This window comes from Streptacidiphilus sp. MAP12-16, from assembly GCF_041262165.1.
In the GTDB taxonomy this organism is placed as follows: domain Bacteria; phylum Actinomycetota; class Actinomycetes; order Streptomycetales; family Streptomycetaceae; genus Streptacidiphilus.
Genome location: NZ_JBGCBY010000003.1, coordinates 331,891 through 355,804, shown reverse-complemented (window position 1 = coordinate 355,804; position 23,914 = coordinate 331,891). Strand labels below are relative to the sequence as shown.

The window sequence follows — 23,914 nt, the reverse complement described above, 5'->3', positions numbered from 1 at the left end:
TGAATATCTACTGGACGCACGGTTTGTCGCCCTGTTGGGATCAGCGTAGTGGGGCAGACTGCGGGAGTACGGACTCTGCCCGAGTGCGGACCGTGGAGACCGGGGACGTCGGACTGGTGATGTGACCTGGTATGGGACCTGGTGATGGGATCTGGGGGTCGCTCATGTCCAGAGCACGTGTGGCACGGCGGATCGCGGCGGCTGCGGCCTACGGCGGCGGTGGGATCGGTCTGCTCGGCGTCGGCTTCGCGGGCCTGCTACTGACCGAGGCCAAGCTCGCCGAGCACATGCTCAACACCCTGCAGGGGGAGCCGCCACGGGCCGACGGCACCTACGGGCGGGCCTTCGCGGACGCGGACGACGCCACGCCGCTGGTCATGGCCGTCCTCGGCGACTCCACCGCGGCGGGCTTCGGAGTGAACCGGGGTCGGGAGACCCCCGGCGCGCTGCTGGCGGGGGGCATCGCCTCCATCGCCGAGCGCCCGGTGCGGCTGGCGGTCGCCGCCACCAACGGAGCCACCTCCGACGACCTGGAACGGCAGGTCGGCCTGGTGCTGCCGGAGCACCCGGACGTCGCCCTGATCATGATCGGGGCGAACGACGTCACCCAGCGGATCAAGCTCGCCGAATCGGTGCGGATGCTCGGCGAGGCCGTGCGCAGGTTGCGCACGGCCGGGGTCGAGGTCGTCGTGGGCACCTGCCCCGACCTCGGCACGATCGAACCGGTCCGGCCCCCGTTGCGCTGGCTCGCCCGGCGGGCCAGCCGTCAGCTCGCGGCGGCGCAGACCATCGCCGTGGTCGAGGCCGGGGCACGCAGCGTCTCGCTGGGCGACCTGCTGGGCTCCGAGTTCAGGGGCCGCCCGGAGATGTTCGCCTCCGACCGCTACCACCCCTCCGTGCAGGGCTATGCCACCGCCGCCATGGCGATGCTGCCGTCGATGTGCGCGGCACTCGACCTGTGGCCGGAAGGCCTGGCCGGGGAGCGTCCCGACGCCTTCCGCGGCGAAGGCGTGCTGCCCGTCGCCCAGGCGGCGGCGGAGGCAGCGGGGCGCGGCGGCACCGAGGTCGCGGGCGCGGCCGTGCTCGGCTCGGACTCCGGCCCGCGGGGCCGCTGGGCACTGCTCAAACACCGTCGGCGCAGGCATCTGCCGGAGGTCGTGGCGGAGGATGCAAGGTCAGGTAATTCACACGCCGTCAGCGCTGACGCCCCGGCTACCTGAAGGTAACTTGACCGGTAGGTCACCCCTTCCCCACCCTTCTGGAACCCACTGGAGTCCCGATGCCCGAAGCCGTCATCGTCAGTGCCGCCCGCTCCCCGATCGGCCGGGCGTTCAAGGGCTCGCTGAAGGATGTCCGCCCCGACGACCTGACCACGCAGATCATCCAGGCCGCGCTGGCCAAGGTGCCCGAACTTGACCCGCGCGACATCGACGACCTGATGCTGGGCTGCGGGCTGCCCGGCGGCGAGCAGGGCTACAACCTGGGGCGCGTCGTCGCGGTCCAGCTCGGCATGGACCACCTGCCGGGCTGTACGGTCACCCGCTACTGCTCCTCCTCGCTGCAGACGACCCGGATGGCGCTGCACGCGATCAAGGCCGGTGAGGGCGACGTCTTCATCTCGGCCGGCGTCGAGACCGTGTCGCGCAGCGTCAAGGGCTCCTCGGACGGCCTGCCGGACACCAAGAACCCGCTGTTCGCCGACGCGGAGGCGCGGACCGTGGCCACCGCACAGACCACCGGCGCCCCGGTCTGGCAGGACCCGCGCGAGAGCGGCCTGCTGCCGGACGTCTACATCGCCATGGGCCAGACCGCGGAGAACCTCGCCAAGCTCAAGGGCATCAGCCGCCGGGAGCAGGACGAGTTCGGCGTGCGCTCGCAGAACCTCGCCGAGAAGGCCATCGCGGACGGCTTCTGGGAGCGCGAGATCACCGCGGTGACCACGCCCGACGGCACCGTCGTGAGCCGCGACGACGGCCCGCGCGCGGGGGTCACCCTGGAAGCCGTCTCCGGCCTCAAGCCGGTGTTCCGTCCGGACGGCACCGTCAACGCGGGCAACTGCTGCCCGCTGAACGATGGCGCCGCCGCCCTGGTGATCATGTCGGACACCAAGGCCCGCGAGCTCGGCCTGACGCCGCTGGCGCGGATCGTGTCCACCGGCGTGACCGGGCTGTCCCCCGAGATCATGGGCTACGGGCCGGTCGAGGCGTCCAAGCAGGCGCTGAAGCGGGCCGGTCTGACCATCGGCGACATCGACCTGGTCGAGATCAACGAGGCGTTCGCCGCGCAGGTCATCCCCTCGTACCGGGACCTGGGCGTCGACCTGGACCGCCTCAACATCAACGGCGGCGGCATCGCGGTCGGACACCCCTTCGGGATGACCGGCGCCCGCATCACCACCACGCTGATCAACTCGCTCCAGTGGCACGACAAGCAGTTCGGTCTGGAGACCATGTGCGTCGGTGGCGGGCAGGGCATGGCGATGGTCATCGAGCGGCTGAGCTGAGGCGCAGCGGAGGCTGGGGGCCGGGAGCTGTGGGCTGAGGGCTGTGGGCTGTGGCTCTCAGGTAATTCTCACAATGACCCGTTTGGCCCTGAGTCGAGTGGGTAAGGTCCGGGTCACGCTACGGCGCGACCCGGACCGATTTCTTTATATGGATGAGACGAGTTGTCGACGGACAGTAATTGATCGATCGCATTGCGTGCAGATTCGACCTGGAATCAAATCGGGCGATGTCGGACGTCACAAATGAAAAGGACATTACGCACTGCCGCAATTCGCCGCAGTGCGGCACTGTGGGGTTGACCGCCAGTTCGACCCTTCACTAGGGGTGCCTTTCGTGAACGTCCTCACTCTCGTCCTCCTCGCCATGCTCGTCTTCGTGGCCGCCGTCGCCGTGGCGACGTTCCTTGCCCTGCGTACGCTCACCCGGCGCTTTGACGCCGCCGTGCGGGAGTCGGTCAGCACCGCGCTCGCGGAGGACCGTGAGCGGGAGATCGCCGAAGCCCGCACCTTCTGGGCCGAGCAGGAGGCCCGCGCCGCGGAGGACTCCGTGCTGGCCGGGGAATCGGTGTTCGCCGACGGCGCGGGCGACAACCTGGTGCTGCTGCCCGCTCCGCGCGGGTACGTGGACGACGAGGGCGAGATGGACCCGGAGTTCGCCGACGCGCTGCGCTCCGCGCTGGAGGAGCTGATCTCCGAGAGCAACAGCAGCGCCGGGGGCCACCCGGTCGCCCACCCCGCGCCCCCCGGCCGGCCCGGCCACCCCGCGCATCCCTCCGTCACCGGCTTCATTCCGCAGCCCACGCCCACCCCCGAGTGGACGGACCTCCGGCTGATCGAGCTGGTCGAGGTCGGCGCCTTGCTGCGGGACGTGCGCCCCGGCCCGATGGGGACGCTGGACGTCTACGTCTTCGAGGACGAGACCACGCTCTGCATCGCCCCCGGCGACCGTGCGGCCGGCGCGCGGCTGATCGAGGCCGTGAGCGCCGGCGTCGAGGTGCGGCTGCTCGGCAGCTCCCGCCTCCCGGGGGCGCACGCGCTGACCTTCGCGCTGGGAGCCGAATCCGACGACACCGTCTACATCCTGGCCGACCGGGTCGTAGCCAGCCTGTAGCGCGAAGGCCCTAGAGCGCCGCGACTGCCCGTACCGCCGCCAGGGAGTCGGCCAGCGCCTGCTCCGACTCCGCGCCGTCCACCGCGCGCAGCGCCGCGGCCAGATCGTGGGCGGCGACGGCGATCTGGTCCCCCACCGCGAAGATCCCTGCCTCCGGGATCTCGTCACGCACGATGTCGCCCTCCACCTGCTGAGCCTGCCGGGCCAGCCGGCGGGCCAGGTCGAGGCCACTGGGCGCCAGCGCCGTGAGCCTGTTCTGCGGCATCGAGCGGAAACGGTCCGCCAGACGATCGGCTGCGGCGAGGAGCGGGCTCGGATCGGACATGCGCCGAGCCTAGGCCACTCCGATCCCCAACCGAGGGCGATCCCCAACCGAGGGCGATCCCGAACCGAAGGGGATCCCGAACCGAGGGCCGTCGACTGTTGCCAAGCCTCCGGGGCTCAGGCAAAGTCGAAACACGGATCGGTTCAACTCTGGAGGCGCCCAGTGTCCCTCATGTACTCCACGGAAACCCACCAGAACCTGCTCTCCCGAATCCCCGCCGTCACCGGCCGCCCGCTCGAAGCCTGGCTCAAGGCCGTCGACGACGGCCCCAGCCTCCGCCACTGCGAGGACAAGATCGACTGGCTGCGCCGCGAGTACGACATCTCCTACGGCTACGCCAAGGCCCTGGTGCACGAGTACGACCTGCGTCGTGCCGCCGCGCGCATGTCAAAATAAAGGAGCTGGGTGCCCGGAGCCGGACTTGAACCGGCACGGCCTGGCGGCCAGCGAGGTTTAAGCTCGCCGTGTCTGCGTTCCACCATCCGGGCCCTTGTTTCCGCACCCCTGAGCCTAGCCGCAGGCCAGCCTCCCCATGTGCACACCTGGGGGGAAGTTGTCTTATTTCACCGTTACTTGACGCATCGTCGGTGCACTTCGTTCACTCAGGTACTACTGGTGCCCGGACCTGCATCGTCGAGCCCTCCCCTCAGCGGGCTCTCAGGGACAGGTCATACCTCGGGAGGAGAACCGCCCTACGCGCCGTACGACGCAAGGCGGTTCGCCAACCGTTCGGCCGGGCGACCACAGGGCGTGATCGGACGGAGAGGATGGGTAGCGCGGTCCAGACCGCGCCCCCGTCCCCTCTGACTGGAGAAGTCCTGTGACCACAACGACCCTGCTCACTGCCGCGGCCCGCGCGGTCGGGCTCAGCAAGGTGTACGGCGAGGGCGACACCCGCGTCACGGCTCTGGACCAGGTCTCCGTCGAGTTCCTGAAAGGCCAGTTCACCGCGATCATGGGCCCGTCGGGGTCCGGCAAGTCCACGCTGATGCACTGCATGGCCGGCCTCGACTCGGTCTCCTCCGGCTCCGCGCAGATCGGCGAGACAGAGCTGGGCGGGCTCAAGGACAAGCAGCTCACCAAGCTGCGCCGGGACCAGATCGGCTTCGTGTTCCAGGCGTTCAACCTGCTTCCCACGTTGACCGCGCTGGAGAACATCACCCTCCCGATGGACATCGCCGGGCGCCGGCCCGACCAGGCGTGGCTGGACCAGGTGGTGGCGACCGTCGGCCTGGCCGACCGGCTCAGCCACCGCCCGTCCCAACTGTCCGGCGGCCAGCAGCAGCGCGTCGCCTGCGCCCGGGCCCTCGCCGGCAAACCCGAGATCATCTTCGCGGACGAGCCCACCGGCAACCTGGACTCCCGTTCGGGTTCGGAGATCCTCTCCTTCCTCCGCTCCTCGGTGCGCGAGCTCGGCCAGACCGTGGTCATGGTCACCCACGACCCGGCCGCGGCCTCCTACGCGGACCGCGTGGTGTTCCTGGCCGACGGGCGCATCGTCGACGAGATGCAGGACCCCACCGCCGACAGCGTCCTGGACCGCATGCGTCGTTTCGACGCCAAGGGCCGCAATGGGGCTGGCGCCGACCGGGGGGCGGATGAAGGAGCGGGGCGAGGGCCGAGTCTGGGCGGTGCGGAGGAGGGAGGCCCTGCGGAGCAGCGGCGACCGACGACAAGCCGTCCAGGCGACAGCCCTCGCCCCGCGACGCCGCCCCCCGGTCGGCGCCAGCCCCAAAACTGAGGGGGGTCTGCCAACCATGTACCGCACCGCACTTCGCAACGTGCTGGCCCACAAGGGCCGTCTGTTGATGACGATGCTGGCCGTGCTGCTCGGCACCGCCTTCGTCGCCGGCACCATGGTCTTCTCCGACTCCGTCGGACAGTCCTTCAAGGACAGCATCTCCAGCAGCTACACCAACATCTCGGTCCAGGTCAGCGACACCCACGCCGGGGTCGACACCGGGCCCAAGGACCACACCGGCACCCACGCGATGCTGACCGGGTCCACCCTCAGAGACATCGCCGCCCTGCCGGGCACCGCGACCGCGCGCGGCACCGTGAGCGGCTTCGCCGGACTCTCCGACCCGCACGGCAACCTGATCGGCAGCCGGGGCAACACCTACGGTGGCAACTGGGTTCCCGGCAACGACGGCCAGGACGCCAAGTACCCGATGGCGCAAGGGACAGGGCCGACCGACGCGCACGGCATCGCCATCGACCAGAAGACCGCGAAGGACAACAACTTCAAGGTCGGCGACACCGTCCGGATGGCTGTCAACGGACCGGTCATGCAGATGACCGTGACCGGGGTCTTCAGCACCGACGACCCGCAGGTGAAGGCCGGTGGCTCGCTGGTCCTGTTCGACAACGCCACCGCGCAGAGCCTCTACCTCAAGCCCGGCCAGTACGGCAGCATCGAGGCCACCGCCAAGCCCGGCACGACCCAGGACCAACTGCTCAGCGAGATCAAGCAGGTCGTCCCGCACGGCCAGGGCATCAACGCCGAGACCGGCGCGCAACTGACGGCCGACCAGGCGTCGATGATCCAGACCGCCATGTCCGGGATGAGGACCGCACTGCTGGCATTCGCCGGGATCGCGCTCTTCGTCGGCATCTTCCTGATCTCCAACACCTTCACCATGCTGATCGCGCAACGCACCCGCGAGCTGGCACTGATGCGGGCCATCGGCGCGAGCCGCCGCCAGATCACCTACTCGGTACTGCTGGAAGCCCTGTTCGTGGGCATCAGCGCCTCGGTGGTCGGCCTGGCGGCCGGGATCGGCATCGGTAGGGGCATGCAGTCCCTGATGGGCTCCATGGGCAGCCAGATCTCGGCGAGCACCCTGGTGATCTCTCCGACGACCGTCGTGGCCACCCTCCTCACGGGTGTCCTGGTGACCGTCATGGCCGCGCTGCTGCCCAGCATCCGCGCCTCCCGGGTCGCCCCGGTGGCCGCGATGCGCAGCAACGACGCGCCCGCCACCCAGAAGAGCCTGATCGTCCGCAACACCATCGGCCTGGCGCTGGCCGGGCTCGGTCTGGCCGCTGTCGTTCTCGGTGCGGGGAAGTCCGGCAGCACCGGCCAGACGCTGGTCGGCGCGGGTGCGGTGTTCACGCTGGTCGGCGTGTTCGTACTGACACCGCTGCTGTCACGGCCGGTGATCGCACTGGTCGGCCCGCTGTACGCGCGGCTGTTCGGCATCTCCGGGACGCTGGCCCGGCAGAACGCGGTGCGCAATCCGCGCCGTACCGCCGCGACCGCGTCGGCGCTGACCATCGGGGTCACCCTGATCAGCGCACTGACGGTGATCGGCGCCTCGATGAACCATGCCATCGACAAGCAGGTCACCCAGGGCATGAGGGCGGACTACGCGATCAGCGCGATGCTGAGCCAGCCCATCTCCCCCGCGCTGCTGCCCGCCATCGCGGGGACGCCCGGTGTGACCGCGTCCAGCGTGCTGGACCAGCAGGACCTGACGGTGAACGGCGCCGACCTCTCGGTCACCGGCGTCAACGCCGCCGGCGCGGACCAGTTGATGACCCCGCAGATGGTCAGCGGCTCCATGGCGGCACTCGGACAGGGGCAGATCCTGGTCGACCAGGAGCACGCCACCAAGGGCCACTGGACGGTCGGCAGCAGCATCCTGGTGAGCTACCCCAACGGCAGCAGCGGGCAGGTGACGGTCGGCGGCATCTACCAGAACTCCGACCTGATGGGCCAGGCGCTGATGGGCGAGGCAGCGCTGAGCCCGCACACCAACGCGCCGTACTACGGCGACGTGCTGGTGAAGGGCGGCAGCGGTGCGACGCCGCAGCTGCGGCAGGCGCTGAAGGACGCGACCGGGGACAACCCGCTGATCAAGGTCGACTCGCAGCAGGACATCAGGGACCAGTTCAGCTCAAAGATCAGCCTGATGCTGAACGTCATGTACGGGCTGCTGGGGATGGCCGTGATCATCGCGATCCTGGGCGTGGTCAACACCCTGGCCATGTCGGTGTTCGAGCGGAAGCGCGAGATCGGCATGCTGCGGGCGATCGGCCTGGACCGGCGCGGCATCAAGCGGATGGTCCGGCTGGAGTCAGTGGTGATCGCGTCCTTCGGCGCGGTGCTCGGCGTCGCCATCGGCGGCTTCCTCGCCTGGGCCGCGGTACGGCTGCTGGGCAGCGCGGTGGGCGGTCTGACGACCACTCTGCCGTACGGGCAGCTCGCCGCGTACGTGGCAGGAGCGGCCCTGATCGGCCTGATGGCGGCACTGTGGCCGGCCCGCCGGGCGGCCAGGCTCGACATCCTGGGCAGCATCGCGACGGACTGACCGCCGCCGGGTTCGCCGGGAAACGCCAGTGCCCCGGTCCTGTGAGTACAGGACCGGGGCACTTACGGCAGCGGTGCCGGTATGAGCACCACGGGTGTGGTCCGGCGACGCTGCCGGGCATGGAGGCGTACGTACTACGCGGGGATCTTCTCCGTCTGCCGCACCGGCGCGGGGGCCGCGGCCTCGACGAAGGTCTCGCGCGGGCTCTCCATCTCCACCAGGGAGACGGTCTCGCGCTTGAGGAACATCGCCAGGGTCCAGTCGGCGAACACGCGGACCTTACGGTTCATCGTGGGGACCCGGCTGCCGTGGTACAGGCGGTGGAACCACCAGGCCGGACGGCCCTTCAGCTTGTACTTGCCGAAGAGGATCGCCACACCCTTGTGGAGGCCGAGGCCCGCGACCGCGCCGAGGTTCTTGTGCTTGTACTCCTTCTGCGGGAACCCCCGCATACCGGAGATCACGTTGTCGCCGAGGACGATCGCCTGGCGGACCGCGTGCTGGGCGTTCGGCGGGCACCAGGCGCCCTCGCCGACGGCCAGGTCGGGCACCTGGGCGTTGTCGCCGGCCGACCAGACGTTGTCGAAGCCCTGGACCTGGAGGGTCGGGGCGGTGTCGACGTGTCCGCGCGGGCCGAGCGGCAGGCCGAACTTCGCCAGCGCCGGGTGCGGCTTGACGCCGGCCGTCCACACGATGGTGGAGGCGTCGACCTCGACGCCGTTCTTCAGCACCACGTGCTTCTCGACGCAGGAGTCCATCGAGGTCTCGATGTAGATCTCGATGCCGCGCTCTTCGAGCTTCTCCTTGGTCCACAGACCGAGGTCCGGGCCCATCTCGGGGAGGATCCGGTTGGCCGCCTCGACCAGCAGGAAGCGCATGTCCTCCCGCTTGACGTTGCGGTAGAGCTTGGCCGCGTCGCGGGCCATGTCCTCGACCTCGGCGATGGTCTCCACACCCGCGAAGCCGCCGCCGACCACGACGAAGGTGAGCGCCTGCTTGCGCACGTTCTCGTCAGCGGTGGACTCGGCCTTGTCGAGCTGGGCGATGACGTGGTTCCGGAGGCTGATGGCCTCCTCGACCGACTTCATACCGATGCCGTGCTCGGCCAGGCCGGGGATCGGGAAGGTGCGGGAGACCGAGCCGAGCGCGACGACCAGGTAGTCGAAGGGCAGCTCGTAGGAGTCGCCGGCGGCGGGGTGGATGGTGGCCACCTTGCGCTCCTGGTCCACCGCGGTGACGTGGCCCGTGAGGACCTCCGCGGTCTTCAGGACGCTCCGCAGCGGGGCGACGAGGTTGCGAGGCGCGACGTTGCCGGCCGCCGCCTCAGGAAGGAAGGGCAGATAGGTCATGTACGACCGCGGGTCGACGACCGTGACGGTCGCCTCTCCGTAGCGCATCTTCTTGAGGATGCGCATCGCTGCATACATGCCGACGTATCCACCGCCGACGATGAGAATGCGAGGACGCTCCGTGGTGCTCATATCCGAAAGTATCCAGCACCCTTCGGAGCACTCCGTGCGACCCTACTCACGACCCTCTGGACGTGCCCTGCTACACTACGCGGCCCCGGATCTTCGCCTCACACGCGTCTCCGCTGCCCCGTGCGGCCCGCGGAGCATAGCCGCAGCTCGTCGCCCTTGTTGCGATTGTGCGTGCGATGTGTGGGCTTCGCCTTCGATGCTCCAGAAGCAGCCCGCCACCGCCTGCCACCTGCCCGTCAGCGGGCCTGCGATCTCGCAATTCGGACGAACACCCCAGACCGGTACATCATCCGTAGGCATCTGCATGTGAAGAAATTCACGAAGTTTCTCGGGCGACACTCCAGGCGATGCCGTCAAGGATGTCGTGCTCGCTCACCACCAGCTCACTCGCACCCGTCCGCTCCATGATCGCGAGCAGTACCAGGGCTCCCGCGCCGATCACGTCGACACGTCCCGGATGCATCACCGGGATGGCCGCGCGCTCGTCGTGCGTGGCCGCCAGCAGCATCTCGGTGACCTCGCGGACCTGCGCCAGCGGGATGCGGGAGTGGTGGATCGCGACCGAGTCGTAGGCCGGCAGGCCGAGCGCGATCGCGGCCACCGTGGTGACCGTGCCGGCCAGGCCGACCAGGGTCGCGGCCCCGGTCAGCGGGACGACCTCCGCGGCGAGGTCCAACGCCTGCTTGATGTCGGCGCGCATGGCCAGGGTGTCGTCGCCATGACGTTCCGTCATCCGGACACAGCCGATGTCGACGGACCGCGACGCCTCGACCCGGTCGGTGCCCAGGACGAACTCGGTGGAGCCGCCGCCGAGGTCAAAAACCAGATAGGGCGGGACGAGGCTGGAGCCGGCGAGTTCCCTGGTGGCGCCGGTGAAGGAGAGCTGCGCCTCCTCCTCCCCACTGATCACCTCGGGTTCGACGCCCAGGATCGCGCGGACGCCGTCCACGAACTCGGCGCGGTTCTCGGCGTCCCTGGACGCGCTGGTCGCGACGAAGCGCAGGTGCCCGGCGTCGAGATGGTCGATGCCGTGCGCCGCGATGGCGGCGGCGTAGTCGCGGCAGGCGGCGAAGGTGCGCTCCAGCGCCTCCGGCGCGAGGCGGCCGGTGCGGTCCACGCCCTGGCCGAGCCGGACGATGGTCATCCGCCGGTCCAGCTCCCGCAGTTCGCCCGTCCCGGGATCGAGGTCGGCGACCAGCAGGCGGATGGAGTTGGTGCCGCAGTCGATCGCGGCGACGCGCTGGAAGCTCACTTCTCGTCCTCCTCGAGGGGCTTGAACGCGAAGTGGCCGTCGCCGGCCTCGGACCGCACCACGGTCCAGCCGTCCTCCTCGGAAGGCGGGCCGGGCACCACCACGCACGGGCCCTTGCGCCACCACTCGGGCAGCTTCGCCAGCGCCTCGTCGCCCAGCGGGTTGACTCCGGGCCCGGCCGCCAGTGAGTGGCCCACCAGGACGTGCAGGCACTTCACCCGGTCGGGCATCCCGCCCGCGCTCGGGAAGCCCTCCAGCACCTCGATGGCGTCGCGCTTGGCGATGTACTCCTCGTGCGCCCGCTGGTAGGCGGCGGCCAGCTCCGGATCCTCGGCGAGGCGCGCGGTCTGTTCCTTCATCAGACCGTCGGCCTCCAGCGTGCCGATCGCGGAGGCGGCGCGCGGGCAGGTCAGGTAGTACAGGGTGGGGAACGGGGTGCCGTCCTCCAGCCGCGGGGCCGTCTCCACCACGTCAGGGAGGCCGCAAGGGCAGCGGTGGGCGACGGCGCGCAGCCCGCGCGGCACCCGGCCGAGCTGGGCGGCGACGGCGGCGACGTCCTCCCGGGCGACGGCAGGGGTGGCGAAAGCAGCGGCAGGGTCGGGGTCTTGCGAGGTCATCTTCAGGGCCTTCTTCAGTGCGGGGCGTTCGTCAGTGCTGGGCTGCTTCAGTGCGAGGCCGCTTCAGTGCGAGGCTGATGCTGCGTCGGCGGAGTCCAGCGACTCGAAAAGGCTGTCGTACCAGGGTGGCTTCACCGCGCCCGGCTGGGCCTGCGGCGTGGCCGAGCCGGCGGCGCCCGTGCCCGTGCCCGGGTCGACGGAGGTGAACGGGGTCTCGCCCGGGAAGCCGTAGTGCAGCCGCTCCCTGGCTTGCGCGGTCACATATGCCGGGTCCTGCCAGCGGGACTTCTCCCGGAGCAACTCGTCCACCTGCGCCTGGGCCTGCTCGGCGGCGGCACGCTGCTGGGCGATCTGGGCACGCTGGGCGATGAACTCGCGGGTCGGGTAGGCCAGCGCGGCGACCAGGGAGCACAGCACCAGAGCGAGAACGGCGGCGCGGCCGGTGAAGCGCGGCCTTCGGCCGGGGCCCTTGCCGCTGCCCGTCCCCTTGCTGCCGCTCACGTCGTCGCCCTCCCGATCGATGCCTGTGCCCCGCCGTCCCACCCTAGAGGGTGCGGACGGCGGGGCACGGGATCTGTGTCAGCTCAGGCGGACGGCGTGAAACGCGGGAACGCGCCGCGGCCGGCGTACTCGGCGGCGTCGTCGAGGATCTCCTCGATGCGCAGCAGCTGGTTGTACTTGGCGACGCGCTCGGAGCGGGCCGGGGCGCCGGTCTTGATCTGGCCGCAGTTGGTGGCGACGGCCAGGTCGGCGATGGTCACGTCCTCGGTCTCACCGGAGCGGTGCGACATCATGCAGCGGAAGCCGTTGCGCTGCGCCATCTCGACCGCGTCCAGGGTCTCGGTGAGCGAGCCGATCTGGTTGACCTTCACCAGCAGGGCGTTCGCGGCGCCCTCCTTGATGCCGCGGGCCAGACGGACCGGGTTGGTCACGAAGAGGTCGTCACCGACCAGCTGGACCTTGTCGCCGAGCTTGGCGGTGATGGTCTTCCAGCCCTCCCAGTCGTCCTCGAACAGCGGGTCCTCGATCGAGACCAGCGGGTACGCGGCGACCAGCTCGGCGTAGTAGTCGGTGAGCTCGGCGGCCGACAGCGACTTGCCCTCGAACTGGTATGCGCCGTCCTTGTAGAACTCGGACGCGGCGACGTCCAGCGCCAGCGCGACGTCCTTGCCGGGGGTGTAGCCGGCCTTCTTGATCGCCTCGACGATGAGGTCGAGGGCCTCACGGTTGCTGTCCAGGTTGGGGGCGAAGCCGCCCTCGTCGCCCAGACCCGTGGAGAGACCGCGCTCCTTCAGCACGCCCTTGAGGGTGTGGTAGACCTCGACGCCCCAGCGGACCGCCTCGGAGAAGGTCTCCGCGCCGATCGGAGCGATCATGAACTCCTGGATGTCGACGTTGGAGTCCGCGTGCGAGCCGCCGTTGAGGATGTTCATCATCGGGACCGGCAGCACGTGGGCGTTGGGGCCGCCCAGGTAGCGGAACAGCGGCAGGTCGCTGGCCTCGGAGGCGGCGTGGGCCACGGCGAGGGAGACGCCGAGGATGGCGTTCGCGCCCAGCGAGGACTTGTCGGGGGTGGCGTCCAGGTCGAGCATGGCCTGGTCGATCAGCCGCTGCTCGGTGGCGTCGTAGCCGACGAGCTCCGGGCCGATCTGCTCGATGACCGCGAGCACGGCCTTCTCCACGCCCTTGCCGCCGTAACGGGACTTGTCACCGTCACGCAGCTCCAGGGCCTCGAAGGCGCCGGTCGAGGCGCCGGACGGAACGGCGGCACGCCCGGTGCTGCCGTCGTCGAGGCCGACCTCGACCTCGACCGTGGGGTTGCCTCGCGAGTCGAGGATCTCCCGGGCTACGACGACGTCGATGGACGGCACAGGCATCTCCTTGGTGGATTACTCCGGTGGGCTCTTCCCCCTGAGCCTATCCGCAGCGGAGGGTCCGACCACCCTGACCCGACGCGAGTCTCACCTGACGGAGCCCCTACCCACCAGTAGTTCACCTGGTGGGTAGGGGCTCCGTCAGGTGAGGTGCCCGCGGTGCGGCTGTGGTCAGCCGACCTGGAGCTTCTGACCGGGAAGGATCAGGTCGGGGTTCCCGCCCACGGTGGTCTTGTTCTCCTGGTACAGCGGCTGCCAGCCGCCGCTGAGGTGGGCGGACCGGGCGATACCGGACAGAGTGTCACCGGGCTTGACGGTGTAGTTGCCGTGGCCGATCTGCGGCTTGGCAGCGGAGGTCGGGGTCGCCGTCGGAGCGCTGGAGGTGTGCGTGCCGGTCGAGGTGTGGGTGCCGGTCGACTGGTGGTGGGTGACCGACTTGTGCGTGGTGGTCCCGGTCGAGGTGTGCGTCGGGGACGCGGTGTCGAGGGCGGGCGCGGAGCCGCCCTGGCTGAGTCCGGCCTGGGGGCCGCAGACCGGCCAGGCGCCGACGCCCTGGGAGGCGAGGACCTTCTCGGCTATCGCTATCTGCTGGCTCTTGCTGGCGTGGTCGGCGGTCGGCGCGTACTGCGTGCCGCCGTACGCCGCCCAGGTCGAGGCGGAGAACTGCACCCCGCCGTAGTAGCCGTTGCCGGTGTTGATGGACCAGTCGCCGCCGCTCTCGCACTGCGCGACACGGTCCCAGGTGGACACGGAGGCGGCGGAGGCGCTGCTCGCCGCGATGAGCGGCATGGCTATGCCGGCCGTGCCGAGGCTTGCGGTGGCGACCAGGCGCCGGGTCTGACTGGTGCGGGGCTTGCGATGGCGGCCGGAAGACGCGTTGAAGACCATGTCAGGGTGTCCCTCTCCGACGCCTGCGAGGTGAGCTGTCGGGTTCGGGCCGTGAGGTAGCCCGGGCGCTGACGCGCCTTCACCCCCAGCCGCAGCCTTGCGAGCTGCGGCAACTTACCTGGGTCCCCCGCTCCTGCCCGTTCGAGAAGTCGAGTTCCGCCCCCCGGTTGGGCAGGACTCGGCGTCCCGCGAGGCGGCCGCCCGCGCATGCGGGCGTTCCGGGCAGGCTAGGCAGAGAGGCGCATGATTCACAAGGCACCGCCGGTGTTCAAGTCGCTTGCTGAGAGGCGAGAACCCTCGCGACCGACCACTGACGATGCCACTCCAGCAAGAGCTTGCGGATCACGTCGCACCCGAGGATCGGGGTAAGACCCAGAGGTGGGGCGGCTGTCGCCAGCGCTGCCTCGATGCGTTTCACGGCGTGGGTGAACGTCGATTCGTCCGGTGCGACTCCCAGAGTGAGTGCGGCGCGAATCACATCGGGGTAGACCGACTGCGCGCGCTCGTACGCCAGATAGTGCTTCAGATCCCGCTCCAGACCGAACGCATGGGCAGGGGACACCTCGGTGACGGCGTCCCGCCAGGCGGCGATGACCTGTCGCTCCTGCGCCGCTGGATATCGCATCCGGCACAGATGGGTCGCGAGATCGTACAGCGGGTCGCCGAACATCGCGTGCTCCCAGTCGATGACCCGAAGCCGATCGGCCGTGTCGATCACGATGTTCTGCCGGTGCACATCCGTGTGCAGGAGGCTGAACGGCCGCCCCTGCAGCTTGGGCAGCCCGGCGCCGAAGCGACTCATGGCGTCGTCGCCTACGCCCAGTTCGCGGAGCAGCCAGCCGAACTCGTCCCGATGGGCATCAGCCAGCTTCGTCTGGGCGAACTGCACCAGGCTCCCCATGAAGGCCGAGGAGTCGCCCTCAGGGGCCCACGGTTTCGGGAGCGGCGGCAAGTCCTGCCGCTCGAAGCGAACCAGTTGAGCGAAGAAGCGCGCGATCTGGTCGACATACGACGCCGGTACGATCGCCCCCGCGGGAACCCGATCCGCGAGCGTCCAGCCCTCGACGTAGATGAGCACCGCCGTGCCGTCAGGATCGGTGTGCAGCACCTGTGGGACGTCGACGCCCCGTCCACGCGTGGACGTGCGACGAACGTCCTCCAGGACGCGCAGCACGGCACTCTCATTCGGCCAGATTCGCCAGACCATCTCGGAAGTGGGCCGGCGGACGCGGAGCAGCTCGGGAGCGGACCGGCGGACCCGGAGCAGGAGGGAGGTGCCGACGCCCAGTCCGAGGGTGCAGGCGTCCTCCGGGGTCAGCCGCACCCGATAGTTCCGGTTGTGGAAACCACCTGTGGAGACGACTCTTCGCCGTACGGAGTTGACCAGATCGTCGTAGACAGCCTCGGGTGCCCGAACCACCACGGGCTCCACACCTGCGGTCGGAGAAACGAGGTCACTGCTGATGATGATGGCAGCTCCTGGCACTCAGGAAGATGGCTTGGTTTCTGCACCGGACGGGGCCGAGTTTGAAAGCCACCCTAGTGGGGAACGAGGTTGCCCGCGCCTCGGACACGGCTCCGTTACCACGATGTAGCACGGCGTCAGAGGCGGGGCGCCCAGCACAACTCATCGAGGTGCGCGATCAGGTGTCGGACACCTGCCGCTCGCAGGCGCGCCTCCGTCCTCTCGGTCGGCGCGAAGCCGAGAAACCGCACCTTCGCGGAGGCGGCTGCCTTGAAGTCGGATTCGGAGTCACCGATCATCAGACACCGGTCAGTGACCCTGCAGCCCAGCCCGTCCAGGGCACGGGCGACGCAGTCAGGGTCCGGCTTCATGAAGTCCGGGTCGGGATTCCGACCGTAGATGTGCCCCTGAAAAGCGGCTCTGAGTCCGCTGGACTGCTCAAGGGCCAGGAAGGCGCGTATTGCCTCGGGGGCGTTGTTGCTGGTGATCGCGAGTCCACGGCCCTGCCGGATCAGCTCGCCGACCAGCGCGTCCGCGCCCTCGGTGATGACCGCGCTCTTCGCGGCTGTGCGCTCCTCCCGGACCAGGGCTCGCTCCGTGGCGCTGACCAGCCGCTCTACTTCGCTCCTCGAACGGGCCGGGTGTCTCCGCAGGAGGCTGCGGAGCTCGGCCACCATCCCGTGCGGATCTGTCGGATCGGAGAAGTCCAGTTCGCCCAGCAGGAGTTCAGCCGACAGGAGGTCGAGCAGCCTGGAGGCGATTCCTTGCGCCTGACGCCCTGCGAAGAGATCCACCAGTGGACCGTCGAAGTCGAAGAGCACGTAGTCCACACCGTCGAAGAGCTCGGCGAGAGGGGGGCGAGCGGGGGGTCGGATCCAGTTCACCAGACGAGTGTCCGTGTAACTCGGTTATCAGACCAGAGGATCCCCGGCGAGCTGGTCCGCATCACCCGGCCACTCGACCGCGATCGTGTTCCAGACCGACTCGAACCATGTTTGGGCTTTGCGCGCGGCGGAGGGACGTTGGCGGATCAGCGAGGCGTCCAGGCCCATCAGGTCGTAGATCTCCAGCAACTCGGTCTCGCGGCCGTCCTCGCTCACGGGGACCTCCACCGGAGCCCTCTCGACCTCGTACCAACCACGCAGGGCCACCTCGCGGTTGATGACGTAGAGCTTGACCTGCGGGGTCATCGGAACGGCCATCACCTGGAGCGACGCCTCCGGAACCACCTCGCGCACCCGCAGTTCGTTGACGGCCTCCTGAAGAACGTCCACGAATCCCGTGGTCATCCTGCGAAGCCGCTCCAGCGGGCGGGGATCCTTCGGGTTGTCGACGGCACGCGGCAGCGCGAGGCGCACGTCCGTCGTCGGCAGAAGGAGCCGGATCTTCAGGGAGTCGGGGTGGAAGCTCCTTGCCAGTTTGAGCCGGTCGAGCCGGGGCTTGAGCAGTGTGGTGAGCGTCTCCGCGCTGAAGCCGAAGAAGTCGATGGTCACGTGCTCCTCTCGGAGCGCGTCGTCGAGGTAGTGGTCGAGGGCGATGATGGCCGGCTCCAGTTCGTCGCCGTCTCCCCCTTCATCGCCGCCCTCACCTGTCGTCTCGGCGACGAACGATCCGCTACCTGTCGTGGAGGTGATCAGACCTTCCGCGCGAAGCTCCCTGAGCGCCCGCTGGACGGTGTCTCGGGAGACGTCGAGCCGTTCCGACAGAGCGTGCTGGGAGAGCAGCCTGGCGCCTGGCTGAAGCTGTGCGATCTCGGCGCGGAGGGCTTCCACCACGCGCTGAACGGAAGACTGCGACTCTTGGCTCACACCGGCCTCCATACCCACCCATGCCAGGTTACAACTTTCAGCCAGCTATGGGGAGCCGCAGACCTCTTGACTGCTTGTCAGTTTATCGATCAGCCAAGTTCGGAATTCTGACAGTAGAGACCAGGCAGCTTGCGGCAGATGCGCGTAGATCTGACCGAACCTGACTGGCTTGGGGATCCGCGTGGCCGAAGTCGACGATGCCTGACGCCTTCACGTGCCCCACCCCCCATTCGAGCGGGGTCCACTGGAGGTATCCATGAAGCCGAGGTCGCCCAAGGAAGCCCTGTACGTCTTTCTGCTGATGCTGCTCAACTACCGGCTCCAGCAGCACTGCAGCGAGTTGTGGTTCCTGTTCGTCGCACCGAACATCCTGCTCAGGGGCCAGAGCGGGGACATCGCGATCAAGAGCTGCCTGACCGTGGTAGGCGCCTGCCTGGTGGCCTACCTACTGCACATCATCTGACTGACCCTCAGGTGTGAAGCTGACTGGAAGCTGGCGTAGGCCGCGCATGATGAGGCCGCCGCGCCAGCGGAGGTCGGCGGGGGTGGCGGCGAGTTGGAGGTCGGGGAGGCGGCAGAGCAGGGCGGCAAGGGCGTACTGGGCCTCGAGGCGGGCCAGCGGGGCGCCGATGCAGTAGTGGATGCCGAGGCCGAAGCCCAGGTGCGGGTTGTCGCGGCGGGTGAGGTCGAGCAGGTCGGGCTGGTCGAAGCGGGCCGGATCCCGGTCGGCGGCGGCGAGGACGACCAGGACCGGGTCGCCGACGGCGATGTCCTGGCCGCCGAGGGTGATCGGGCTGGTGGCGAAGCGCCAGGTGGCGAGCTCCACCGGACCGTCGTAGCGCAGCAGTTCCTCGACGGCGGTGGCGAGCAGTCCGGTTTCGCCCCGGTGCAGCGACGCCTGGAGTTGCGCGCGCTGCTCGGGGTGCGTCAGCAGCGCGTACAGGCCGTTGCCGATGAGGTTGACGGTGGTCTCGAAGCCGGCGAAGAGCAGGATGAAGGCCATCGCCGCGGCCTCGTTCTCGGTGAGGTGTTCGCCGTGGTCACTGGCGCGGATCAGGTCGGAGATCAGGTCGTCCCCGAGGTCGGCGCGCTTGCGGTGGATCAGTTCCGCGAGGTACGTCCGTATCTTCTTCACGGAGCGGGCCACGCCGCCGCGCGGGCCGGCGCCCTGTCCCGGCTTCTCGTGTCGCAGCATCATGCCCGCCCAGTCGCGGAAGTCGTCCTGGTCCTCGGCGGGGACGCCGAGCAGGTCGCAGATCGCGTAGATGGGGAGCGGGAAGGCGAACTCGTGGATGAGGTCGGCCTCGCCCCCGGAAGCGAAGGAGTCGATCAGCCGGTCGGTGATTTCCCTCACTCGGGGCTCGAACGAGGCGACGCGGCGCGGGGTGAACGCCTTGGAGACGAGGCGGCGCAGCCGGGTGTGGTCGGGCGGGTCGATGTTCAGCAGATGGGTCATCAGGTCGGCACTGCGTTCGCCGGGGATGCCGACGCGTCCGGAGCGGTGCGCCTGGGTGCTGTGGTTGCTCGGGTTCTTGCTCAGCCTGGCGTCGGCCAGGGCCTGCCTGGCGTCGGCGTAGCGGGTGACCAGCCAGGCGTCGACGCCGCTGGGCAGGGTGGTGCGGTGCACGGGCGAGTGGGTGCGCAGCCAGGCGTACGCCGGGTAGGGGTCGGCGGCGAACTCCCAGGTGAAGAGTTCCGGGGCGGCGGGGGCGGCGGCTGGCGGTTTGTGCACACCTTGACGGTAGCCGGAGGTTGGCTTGCATCTCGGACGGGCACTGTTGCGTTGGCTGGTCGGATGCCTACGATCACCGGCAGTGCACGGGCCTGTGCGGGGGCCCGTCGGGAGGAGCGGGACATGCAGATACGCGGAGCCGTCGTGGTCGTGACCGGTGCGGCCGGTGGAATCGGGGCCGCACTGGCGCGGCGGTTCGCCGCGGAGGGCGCCCGCGGGCTGCTCCTCGCGGACCTGGACGCGAGCCGGGTCGAGGATCTGGCGCTCGAACTCGACCGTGACGGTTGTCACACCGTCGGTGTCGGCAGCGACGTGTCGCGGGAGAGCGACGTGCGGGCGCTGGTGGAGACCGCGGAGAAGCACCTCGGCCCGGTGGACCTGTTCTGCAGCAACGCGGGCATCGGATCGGGCGCGGGCATCGAGGCGTCCAACGAGGTGTGGCAGGCGTGCTGGGACGTCAATGTGATGGCGCACGTGTACGCGGCGCGGGCCGTACTGCCCGGGATGCTGAAGCGAGGCCGGGGCTACCTGCTGCACACGGCCTCCGCCGCCGGGCTGCTGCAGATGCCCGGCGACGCGGCCTACACGGCGACCAAGCACGCGGCGGTGGCCTTCGCCGAGTCGTTGGCGGTGACCTACGGCGACCGCGGCATCAAGGTCAGCGCGCTGTGCCCGCAGGGTGTGCGGACGGGCATGACGGAGAACCCGGCGGTGGAGGCGGTGCTGAGCGCGTTCGGCGACATGCTGACGGCCGAGCAGGTCGCCGACGCGGTGATCCAGGGACTGGCGGAGGAGCGCTTCCTGATCCTGCCGCACCCCGAGGTTGCCCGATATGAGCAGGGCCGGGCCGCCGACCGCGACGGCTGGCTGGAGGGGCTGCGCCACACGGTCGCCAAGCTTCCGCCGGAGGCCCTGGGGGCTGCGGAGACAGCTGCGGAGGTGACGCCCGCTTAGAGGCTCCGCAGCGGCTCAGTTGCTCGGCCGAGCGGCGGCCCGGGCTCCGCAGCGGCTCAACCGGGGCTGACGGCGAGGACGGCGTCGGCCACGGCCTGGCGTCGCGCGCGGGCGTCGGCAGCGGTGTCGAGCATCTGCGGGGTCGGCAGGATCGCCGGGGCCGGGACGGTCACGCCGTTGGCGGCGTAGCGGCGCAGCTCCTCGCGGATCTGCTCGGGGTCGCCGTGGAGGATCAGCGCGTCCACGACCTCGTCGGGGACGGACGCCGCCGCGCCCTTGCGGTCGCCAGCCGCCCAGGCGTCCCACATGGGCTTGAGCTGGTCCTCGCGGCCGAGCCAGCGGTGGAAGGCCGCGTAGGCGGGGACGGTGAGGTAGCCGGCGATGAGGCGGCGGCCCAGCGCCCGGGCGTGGGCGGTGTCGGTGGTGGGGCAGACGAAGATCCGGGCGGCGACGGTCTTGCCGGTGCCCCCGGCCGACTCGAACTCCCGCACGACGGTGGTGACGTCGTCCGCGGAGAGCCAGTTGAGGATGGTGCCGTCCGCCTCCTGCGCGGCCAGCCGCAGCATGCCGGGGCGCAGCGCGGCGAGCAGCACGGGCGGGGTCGGCGCGGGCACGCGTTCCAGCCGGAAACGGCGCACGGCGAAGGTCTCGTACTGCTCGTCCACGACCTGGCCCGTGAAGGCGGCCTTGAGGAAGCGCACGATGTCGCGGCTGCGCTGGAACGGCTGCTCGTGCGGGACAGCGTTCCAGTCCTTGACGATCACGGGCGAGGACGCGCCGACACCGAGGGTGAAGCGTCCGGGTGCGGCCTCCGCGAGCGCGGCGGCCTGCATGGCGAGCAGCGCCGGGCCCCGGGTGTGGACGGGGACGATGGCGGTGCCGAGGTTCAGCTGCGGGGCCCAGACGGAGGCCAGCGCGAGCGGCGTGAACGCGTCGGCGCCCGCGGTCTCCATGGACCACAGGTCGGTGAAGCCGAGGTCGGGGAGGGCTTCGACCAGGCGGCGCTGGTCGGCGAGGGGGATCCCGTCGAGGGGGAAGGTGAGGCCCCAGCGGGACGAGGTGGTGGACGTGGTGGGGGTCATGGGCCGATGCCACCATGCGCGCGGTGGCCAGGGCAAGAGGGTGCCTGTTCGGCGAGCAGCGCGTCGCGGCAGAGCCGGTCGGCGAGGCGGGTGGTCTCCGGGAGGCGGTAGCGGGGCGCGGCCTGGAGCACCTGGGCGCAGGCACCGTCCAGATCGATGAGGTGACCTGTCGACACCGTGACCGGCTTCACTCCGTCCTGGGTCCGCAGCACCCGCGCCACGATCTCGCCGTCGTGCCGCACGTCCGAGGAGTCGCCGCGATCCGGACCGGGCTCGTCCCAGGCGCCGAGCAGCGGGGTCTTGGCGACGCCGAGCGTGGGCAGCCCCGCGAGCACGCCGAGGTGGCAGGCGAGGCCGAAGCGGCGGGGGTGGGCCAGGCCCTGGCCGTCGCAGAGCAGCACGTCCGGGGTCGTGGCCAGGCGCTCCAGGGCAGTGATCAGAACCGGCAACTCGCGGAAGGCGAAGAGCCCCGGGATGTACGGGAATCCGGCCGTGCCGACGGCGGTCGCGCTGTCGAGGACCTCCAGGGTCTCCGCGTCGAGGACGACGACGGCTGCCGCGACCCGGTCGTCGGCGCTGCCGTGGCTGCCGCCGTAGGCCACGTCGAGCCCGGCAAGGGTACGCGGCGCGGCCGGCAGAGGCACTGATCGGACCAGCGGCCGGAGTTCCTGCTGGAGGCGGAGTGCCTCGTCCTCGGTCTGCGGCCAGTCATGGCGCAGGCGCAGTTCCATCAGTTCCGCTTCTCCGCCTGTCGGATCGCGTCGCGGTAGCGCCGGGCGGCGGCCCGCAGCGCGGCCTCCGGGTCGACGTCCTGCTCCTGGGCGCGCAGCGCGAGGGCGAGCAGCGCGTCGCCGAACTCGTCAGCCGCTGTGGCGGTCGGCGGAGAGGTCGGCGTGGCGGTCGGCGGGGCGGTCGGCGGGGCGGTCGGCGGGGGCACGTGCAGGCCGGCTTTGCGGGCGCGGGAGTGCAGCTTCGCGGCAAGGGAGAGCGCGGGCTGCGCCAGCGGCACGCCGTCGACCACCGAGTCGCGCTGCTTCTCGGCGGCTTTCAGTTCCTCCCAGTTGGCCTCGACGTGCTCCGCTGTCGGCGCTGGGACGTCGCCGAGACTGGATTCCCCAAAAACGTGTGGATGGCGATAGGTCAGCTTGTCGACGATGCCACCGGCGACGTCGTCCACGCTGAACGGCTCGTCCGGGTGCTCCTCGGCGATCCGGGAGTGGAACAGGACCTGCAGCAGGACGTCGCCGAGCTCCTCCCTGAGCATCTCGCGGTCGCCCTCCTCGATCGCCTCGACCAGCTCGAAAGACTCCTCGACCAGGTACTTCACCAGCGACTCGTGGGTCTGCTGCGCGTCCCAGGGGCAGCCGCCGGGCGAGCGCAACCGGTCCATGACGGCGACCAGGTCCAGCAGGCGGGCGCCGGGCAGGTCGTAGGAGCCGGGCAGCAGTTCGATCTCGGGCACGGCGTCGACGCCTGTGGCGGCGACGCCCTCCACGGCGATCCGTGCCAGGGAGTCGGTCAGGCCGGGGTCGCCGTCCGCCCCACCGATCCACACCACGACGGCCCCGGACGCTGCCTGAGCGAGGGTCCGGCCGAGGGCGTACGGCGGGACGTCCAGCACCTCCACGTCCACGCCCGCCTGCCGCAGGTAGGGCAGCTGCGGGTGCGCCGGGTCGCCCACCAGCACCCGGTCTGCGCCGCGCAGCGCCTCCCAGGCGGGCCAGGACAGCAACCCGGGCGCGATGCGGTGCGTGCTGGAGAGCAGGACGAGCCGTCCTGGCAGGGCGGAGGTGATGTCGTGATCGGCCACGGAACGAACCTACCGCGTGGCGCGTGGCCGCCGGCGGGCGACGAACCTGTTGCGTCAGCTCGCCGGGGAGGTCGTGGCCGCCTTGGTCGTCTTCAGCCAGGGCTGGTTCGGAGCGCCGAGGGAGAGGGTCTTGGCGTCCCAGCTGCCGTAGCGCGGGTTGACGGTGACGCCGAGGTCCTGGCCGGCCTTCTGGATGATCTTCTGGAACGCCGCGTCGGCCGACGTGGAGGTCGGGTCCACACCGGCGTGCTGCAGCAGCTTCATCCGGCCCACCTCGAAGCGGGCGTAGGTATCGAGGTCGGACGGCGCGAGCGCGAGGTTCTCCACGATCGCCTGCCGCAGGGCCTGGGCGCTGCCCGCCTGCTGCAGGTAGGACGCCTCCGCCTGTTGGACCTCGCCCTGGGTGACGGTTCCACCCTGCGCCGTGAGCGCCTGGTCCACCAGCTGCGCGGCCACCAGCAGCCCCAGGGTCTTCTGGGCCTCGCCGACCGCCTCCTGCGCGCCGGCGTCCTTGGCCGCGGCGGTGCGGTAGGCGGCGACGTGCGCCTGCAGCGCGGAGACCGTGATCCGCTGGTCGCCGACCACAGCGGCGGCGCCGGGGTGTGCTGTCGCCGAGCAGGCCGACAGGGCGCCCACCACGCTGATGGCGAGCGCGACGACAGCGGTGCGACGGCGGTTCACGGGGCCTCCCGGCGGTGG

General features: G+C 70.2%; 22 protein-coding genes, 1 tRNA gene, 1 pseudogene and 1 riboswitch. Of the genes and pseudogenes, 8 read left to right on the top strand and 16 right to left on the bottom strand.

Annotated features, from left to right (window positions below):
* Positions 1–164: 164 nt before the first annotated feature.
* From ABIA33_RS05490 to ABIA33_RS05480, 3 genes are all read left to right on the top strand, one after another.
* Positions 165–1,220, top strand: coding sequence for an SGNH/GDSL hydrolase family protein (locus tag ABIA33_RS05490; RefSeq protein ID WP_370077655.1), 1,056 nt, complete (start codon positions 165–167; stop codon positions 1,218–1,220).
* Positions 1,221–1,279: 59 nt separating this feature from the next.
* Positions 1,280–2,503 carry an acetyl-CoA C-acetyltransferase gene (locus tag ABIA33_RS05485; RefSeq protein ID WP_370077653.1) on the top strand — a complete coding sequence of 408 codons (1,224 nt, stop codon included), beginning with the start codon at positions 1,280–1,282 and terminating at the stop codon, positions 2,501–2,503.
* Positions 2,504–2,837: 334 nt separating this feature from the next.
* The gene (locus ABIA33_RS05480) at positions 2,838–3,614 is read left to right on the top strand and encodes a hypothetical protein (RefSeq protein ID WP_370077651.1); all 777 of its coding nucleotides are present in this window, start codon (positions 2,838–2,840) and stop codon (positions 3,612–3,614) included.
* A 10-nt stretch (positions 3,615–3,624) separates the two neighbouring features.
* On the opposite strand, the gene ABIA33_RS05475 is transcribed toward ABIA33_RS05480, so the two are convergent.
* The gene (locus ABIA33_RS05475; RefSeq protein WP_370077649.1) at positions 3,625–3,939 is read right to left on the bottom strand and encodes a hypothetical protein; all 315 of its coding nucleotides are present in this window, start codon (positions 3,937–3,939) and stop codon (positions 3,625–3,627) included.
* Positions 3,940–4,101: 162 nt separating this feature from the next.
* Between ABIA33_RS05475 and ABIA33_RS05470 the strand changes: the two genes are divergently transcribed.
* Positions 4,102–4,335: a DUF4287 domain-containing protein gene (locus tag ABIA33_RS05470; protein WP_370077647.1), complete on the top strand. Its 234-nt coding sequence runs from the start codon at positions 4,102–4,104 to the stop codon at positions 4,333–4,335.
* Between the two features lie 10 nt (positions 4,336–4,345).
* On the opposite strand, the gene ABIA33_RS05465 is transcribed toward ABIA33_RS05470, so the two are convergent.
* Positions 4,346–4,427 (bottom strand) — tRNA-Leu (locus ABIA33_RS05465).
* A gap of 332 nt (positions 4,428–4,759) precedes the next feature.
* On the opposite strand from ABIA33_RS05465, the pseudogene ABIA33_RS05460 reads away from it, so the two are divergent.
* Both ABIA33_RS05460 and ABIA33_RS05455 read left to right on the top strand, forming a co-directional pair.
* A pseudogene (locus ABIA33_RS05460) lies at positions 4,760–5,509 on the top strand (ABC transporter ATP-binding protein); the annotation flags it as partial.
* Positions 5,510–5,696: 187 nt separating this feature from the next.
* Positions 5,697–8,252 carry an ABC transporter permease gene (locus tag ABIA33_RS05455; protein ID WP_370077644.1) on the top strand — a complete coding sequence of 852 codons (2,556 nt, stop codon included), beginning with the start codon at positions 5,697–5,699 and terminating at the stop codon, positions 8,250–8,252.
* Positions 8,253–8,386: 134 nt separating this feature from the next.
* Here the strand turns inward: ABIA33_RS05455 and ABIA33_RS05450 are convergent, their stop codons facing one another.
* From ABIA33_RS05450 to ABIA33_RS05410, 9 genes are all read right to left on the bottom strand, one after another.
* On the bottom strand, positions 8,387–9,733 hold the full coding sequence (locus tag ABIA33_RS05450; RefSeq protein ID WP_370077642.1) for an NAD(P)/FAD-dependent oxidoreductase: 1,347 nt from the start codon (positions 9,731–9,733) through the stop codon (positions 8,387–8,389).
* A gap of 316 nt (positions 9,734–10,049) precedes the next feature.
* Positions 10,050–10,985 (bottom strand): exopolyphosphatase, encoded by a 936-nt coding sequence (locus ABIA33_RS05445; protein ID WP_370077640.1) that lies wholly within the window; start codon positions 10,983–10,985, stop codon positions 10,050–10,052.
* A complete protein-coding gene (locus ABIA33_RS05440) occupies positions 10,982–11,602 on the bottom strand; it encodes a DUF501 domain-containing protein (protein ID WP_370077638.1) in 621 nt (206 codons plus the stop codon). Before ABIA33_RS05440 ends, ABIA33_RS05445 begins: the two co-directional genes overlap by 4 nt.
* 63 nt (positions 11,603–11,665) lie before the next feature.
* Positions 11,666–12,103 carry a septum formation initiator family protein gene (locus tag ABIA33_RS05435; protein ID WP_370077636.1) on the bottom strand — a complete coding sequence of 146 codons (438 nt, stop codon included), beginning with the start codon at positions 12,101–12,103 and terminating at the stop codon, positions 11,666–11,668.
* An 83-nt stretch (positions 12,104–12,186) separates the two neighbouring features.
* On the bottom strand, positions 12,187–13,473 hold the full coding sequence (gene eno, locus ABIA33_RS05430) for a phosphopyruvate hydratase (protein ID WP_370077634.1): 1,287 nt from the start codon (positions 13,471–13,473) through the stop codon (positions 12,187–12,189).
* Between the two features lie 174 nt (positions 13,474–13,647).
* Complete coding sequence (locus ABIA33_RS05425; protein ID WP_370077632.1) at positions 13,648–14,364, bottom strand: transglycosylase family protein; 717 nt, start codon at positions 14,362–14,364, stop codon at positions 13,648–13,650.
* Between the two features lie 5 nt (positions 14,365–14,369).
* Positions 14,370–14,526: riboswitch (cyclic di-AMP (ydaO/yuaA leader) on the bottom strand.
* Between the two features lie 106 nt (positions 14,527–14,632).
* Positions 14,633–15,571 (bottom strand): phosphotransferase, encoded by a 939-nt coding sequence (locus tag ABIA33_RS05420; RefSeq protein WP_370077630.1) that lies wholly within the window; start codon positions 15,569–15,571, stop codon positions 14,633–14,635.
* Between the two features lie 395 nt (positions 15,572–15,966).
* The gene (locus ABIA33_RS05415; protein ID WP_370077628.1) at positions 15,967–16,713 is read right to left on the bottom strand and encodes an HAD family hydrolase; all 747 of its coding nucleotides are present in this window, start codon (positions 16,711–16,713) and stop codon (positions 15,967–15,969) included.
* Positions 16,714–16,740: 27 nt separating this feature from the next.
* Positions 16,741–17,604 carry a winged helix-turn-helix domain-containing protein gene (locus tag ABIA33_RS05410; protein WP_370077626.1) on the bottom strand — a complete coding sequence of 288 codons (864 nt, stop codon included), beginning with the start codon at positions 17,602–17,604 and terminating at the stop codon, positions 16,741–16,743.
* A gap of 289 nt (positions 17,605–17,893) precedes the next feature.
* On the opposite strand from ABIA33_RS05410, the gene ABIA33_RS05405 reads away from it, so the two are divergent.
* Positions 17,894–18,100, top strand: a complete 207-nt coding sequence (locus tag ABIA33_RS05405; RefSeq protein ID WP_370077624.1) for a hypothetical protein — start codon at positions 17,894–17,896, stop codon at positions 18,098–18,100.
* Here the strand turns inward: ABIA33_RS05405 and ABIA33_RS05400 are convergent.
* A complete protein-coding gene (locus ABIA33_RS05400) occupies positions 18,083–19,369 on the bottom strand; it encodes a cytochrome P450 (RefSeq protein ID WP_370077622.1) in 1,287 nt (428 codons plus the stop codon). The genes ABIA33_RS05405 and ABIA33_RS05400 overlap by 18 nt on opposite strands.
* Positions 19,370–19,492: 123 nt before the next feature.
* On the opposite strand from ABIA33_RS05400, the gene ABIA33_RS05395 reads away from it, so the two are divergent.
* A complete protein-coding gene (locus ABIA33_RS05395; protein WP_370077620.1) occupies positions 19,493–20,323 on the top strand; it encodes an SDR family oxidoreductase in 831 nt (276 codons plus the stop codon).
* A gap of 56 nt (positions 20,324–20,379) precedes the next feature.
* Here the strand turns inward: ABIA33_RS05395 and ABIA33_RS05390 are convergent, their stop codons facing one another.
* Genes ABIA33_RS05390 through ABIA33_RS05375 form a run of 4 tightly spaced genes read right to left on the bottom strand, consistent with a single transcriptional unit; the run spans position 20,380 to position 23,896 of the window.
* Entirely contained in the window at positions 20,380–21,405 is a 1,026-nt protein-coding gene (locus ABIA33_RS05390) for an LLM class F420-dependent oxidoreductase (RefSeq protein ID WP_370077618.1), read from the bottom strand.
* Positions 21,402–22,136 carry an endonuclease V gene (locus ABIA33_RS05385; protein WP_370077616.1) on the bottom strand — a complete coding sequence of 245 codons (735 nt, stop codon included), beginning with the start codon at positions 22,134–22,136 and terminating at the stop codon, positions 21,402–21,404. Before ABIA33_RS05385 ends, ABIA33_RS05390 begins: the two co-directional genes overlap by 4 nt.
* Entirely contained in the window at positions 22,136–23,215 is a 1,080-nt protein-coding gene (locus ABIA33_RS05380; RefSeq protein ID WP_370077614.1) for a MazG family protein, read from the bottom strand. Before ABIA33_RS05380 ends, ABIA33_RS05385 begins: the two co-directional genes overlap by 1 nt.
* Before the next feature lie 54 nt (positions 23,216–23,269).
* Positions 23,270–23,896 carry a hypothetical protein gene (locus ABIA33_RS05375; protein WP_370077612.1) on the bottom strand — a complete coding sequence of 209 codons (627 nt, stop codon included), beginning with the start codon at positions 23,894–23,896 and terminating at the stop codon, positions 23,270–23,272.
* Between the last annotated feature and the right edge of the window lie 18 nt (positions 23,897–23,914).

Excerpts from the sequence above, each read along its gene's own strand:
- ABIA33_RS05385 (WP_370077616.1), bottom strand. The coding sequence starts at position 22,136 with ATGGAACTGCGCCTGCGCCATGACTGGCCGCAGACCGAGGACGAGGCA.
- ABIA33_RS05405 (WP_370077624.1), top strand. The coding sequence starts at position 17,894 with ATGAAGCCGAGGTCGCCCAAGGAAGCCCTGTACGTCTTTCTGCTGATG.
- ABIA33_RS05440 (WP_370077638.1), bottom strand. The coding sequence starts at position 11,602 with ATGACCTCGCAAGACCCCGACCCTGCCGCTGCTTTCGCCACCCCTGCC.
- ABIA33_RS05450 (WP_370077642.1), bottom strand. The coding sequence starts at position 9,733 with ATGAGCACCACGGAGCGTCCTCGCATTCTCATCGTCGGCGGTGGATAC.
- ABIA33_RS05395 (WP_370077620.1), top strand. The coding sequence starts at position 19,493 with ATGCAGATACGCGGAGCCGTCGTGGTCGTGACCGGTGCGGCCGGTGGA.
- ABIA33_RS05475 (WP_370077649.1), bottom strand. The coding sequence starts at position 3,939 with ATGTCCGATCCGAGCCCGCTCCTCGCCGCAGCCGATCGTCTGGCGGAC.
- ABIA33_RS05455 (WP_370077644.1), top strand. The coding sequence starts at position 5,697 with ATGTACCGCACCGCACTTCGCAACGTGCTGGCCCACAAGGGCCGTCTG.
- ABIA33_RS05490 (WP_370077655.1), top strand. The coding sequence starts at position 165 with ATGTCCAGAGCACGTGTGGCACGGCGGATCGCGGCGGCTGCGGCCTAC.
- ABIA33_RS05485 (WP_370077653.1), top strand. The coding sequence starts at position 1,280 with ATGCCCGAAGCCGTCATCGTCAGTGCCGCCCGCTCCCCGATCGGCCGG.
- ABIA33_RS05420 (WP_370077630.1), bottom strand. The coding sequence starts at position 15,571 with ATGGTCTGGCGAATCTGGCCGAATGAGAGTGCCGTGCTGCGCGTCCTG.
- ABIA33_RS05425 (WP_370077632.1), bottom strand. The coding sequence starts at position 14,364 with ATGGTCTTCAACGCGTCTTCCGGCCGCCATCGCAAGCCCCGCACCAGT.
- ABIA33_RS05390 (WP_370077618.1), bottom strand. The coding sequence starts at position 21,405 with ATGACCCCCACCACGTCCACCACCTCGTCCCGCTGGGGCCTCACCTTC.